This is a genomic window from Exiguobacterium sp. KJ 601, from assembly GCF_027161185.1.
GTDB classification, from domain to species: Bacteria; Bacillota; Bacilli; order Exiguobacteriales; family Exiguobacteriaceae; genus Exiguobacterium; species Exiguobacterium profundum.
Genome location: NZ_JADHZG010000011.1, coordinates 1 through 2863 on the forward strand (window position 1 = coordinate 1; position 2863 = coordinate 2863).

The window sequence follows — 2863 nt, forward strand, 5'->3', positions numbered from 1 at the left end:
AGGGCTTGTTCCCTGAAAACTGAGGATTCATCAACACAAACCATTAGACTAGATCAAAGCCTCGACCGATTAGTATCATTCAGCTCCACGTGTCGCCACGCTTCCACCCATGACCTATCTACCTCATCGTCTCTGAGGGGTCTTTCTTGATTGCTCAAAGGGAAATCTCATCTCGGAGGGGGCTTCATGCTTAGATGCTTTCAGCACTTATCCCGTCCGCACGTAGCTACCCAGCGGTGCTCCTGGCGGAACAACTGGTACACCAGCGGTGCGTCCATCCCGGTCCTCTCGTACTAAGGACAGCTCTCCTCAAATTTCCTGCGCCCACGACGGATAGGGACCGAACTGTCTCACGACGTTCTGAACCCAGCTCGCGTACCGCTTTAATGGGCGAACAGCCCAACCCTTGGGACCTACTCCAGCCCCAGGATGCGATGAGCCGACATCGAGGTGCCAAACCTCCCCGTCGATGTGGACTCTTGGGGGAGATCAGCCTGTTATCCCCAGGGTAGCTTTTATCCGTTGAGCGATGGCCCTTCCATGCGGAACCACCGGATCACTAAGCCCGACTTTCGTCCCTGCTCGACTTGTAGGTCTCGCAGTCAAGCTCCCTTCTGCCTTTGCACTCTTCGAATGATTTCCAACCATTCTGAGGGAACCTTTGGGCGCCTCCGTTACTGTTTAGGAGGCGACCGCCCCAGTCAAACTACCCGCCTGACACGGTCCTCCAGCCGGATCACGGCTGCGAGTTAGAGACTCTATACGCAAAGGGTGGTATCCCAAGGGTGTCTCCACCGAAGCTGGCGCTCCGGCTTCACAAACTCCCACCTATCCTGTACATCGCGTACAAAGCCTCAATATCAGGCTGTAGTAAAGCTCCATGGGGTCTTTCCGTCCTGTCGCGGGTAACCTGCATCTTCACAGGTACTATGATTTCACCGGGTCTCTCGTTGAGACAGTGCCCAAATCGTTACGCCTTTCGTGCGGGTCGGAACTTACCCGACAAGGAATTTCGCTACCTTAGGACCGTTATAGTTACGGCCGCCGTTTACTGGGGCTTCGGTTCAGTGCTTCTCTTGCGATGACACATCCCCTTAACCTTCCAGCACCGGGCAGGCGTCAGCCCCTATACTTCATCTTGCGATTTAGCAGAGACCTGTGTTTTTGCTAAACAGTCGTTTGGGCCTATTCACTGCGGCTTATGTTGCCATAAGCGTCCCTTCTCCCGAAGTTACGGGACCATTTTGCCGAGTTCCTTAACGAGAGTTATCCCGCGCGTCTTAGAATTCTCATCTCGCCTACCTGTGTCGGTTTGCGGTACTGGCGCCGACCTCCTCACTAGAGGCTTTTCTTGGCAGCGTGAAATCCGGTGCTTCGCCCTACGGGCTCCACGTCACAGCTCAACCTTGTATGCCGGGCGGATTTGCCAACCCGACGGCCTCGCTGCTTGTCCGTGCACTTCCAGTCGCACGGTCACCTTATCCTTCTGCGTCCCCCCATCGTTCAAACGGTGGTACGGCGGTACAGGAATATCGACCTGTTGTCCATCGCCTACGCCTTTCGGCCTCGGCTTAGGTCCAGACTAACCCTGAGCGGACGAGCCTTCCTCAGGAAACCTTAGGCTTTCGACGGAGGGGATTCTCACCCCTCTTTTCGCTACTCACACCGGCATTCTCACTTCCAAGCGCTCCACGGCTCCTCACGATACCGCTTCACTGCTGCTTGGAACGCTCTCCTACCATCCCTTACGGGATCCATAGCTTCGGTGGTATGTTTAGCCCCGTTACATTTTCGGCGCGGCGCCACTCGACTAGTGAGCTATTACGCACTCTTTGAATGGTGGCTGCTTCTAAGCCAACATCCTAGTTGTCTGTGCAGCGCCACATCCTTTTCCACTTAACATACACTTGGGGACCTTAGCTGATGGTCTGGGCTGTTTCCCTCTCGACTACGGATCTTATCACTCGCAGTCTGACTCCCGAGTACAAGTTGCTGGCATTCGGAGTTTGACTGAATTCGGTAACCCTGTGGGGGCCCCTAGTCCAATCAGTGCTCTACCTCCAGAACTCTTCACCTCGAGGCTAGCCCTAAAGCTATTTCGGAGAGAACCAGCTATCTCCAGGTTCGATTGGCATTTCACCGCTACCCACACCTCATCCCCGCACTTTTCAACGTGCGTGGGTTCGGACCTCCAGTCAGTGTTACCTGACCTTCATCCTGGACATGGGTAGATCACCTGGTTTCGGGTCTACGACGACGGACTGATGCGCCCTGTTCAGACTCGCTTTCGCTGCGGCTCCGCCTCATCGGCTTAACCTCGCCCGCCATCGTAACTCGCCGGTTCATTCTACAAAAGGCACGCCATCACCCGTGAACGGGCTCTGACTACTTGTAGGCATACGGTTTCAGGATCTCTTTCACTCCCCTTCCGGGGTGCTTTTCACCTTTCCCTCACGGTACTGGTTCACTATCGGTCACTAGGAAGTATTTAGCCTTGGGAGATGGTCCTCCCGGATTCCGACGGGGTTTCACGTGTCCCGCCGTACTCAGGATCCACTCTGGAGGGGATGGGGTTTCGGCTACAGGGCCGTCACCTTCTCTGGCCGACCTTTCCAGGTCGTTCACCTACCCTATCCCTTTGTAACTCCGTGTAGAGTGTCCTACAACCCCAGGAAGCATGCTTCCTGGTTTGGGCTGTTCCCGTTTCGCTCGCCGCTACTCAGGGAATCGAATTTTCTTTCTCTTCCTCCGGGTACTTAGATGTTTCAGTTCCCCGGGTATGCCTCACGCCACGCTATGTATTCACGTGGGTGTCCCGCCAGTCTCCCGGCGGTGGGTTCCCCCATTCGGAGATCTCTGGATC

1 rRNA gene is annotated in these 2863 nt (G+C 55.3%); it reads right to left on the minus strand.

The window, feature by feature from the left end:
* Positions 1-49 precede the first annotated feature (49 nt).
* Positions 50-2863, minus strand: a 23S ribosomal RNA gene (locus IRJ25_RS15060); the annotation flags it as partial.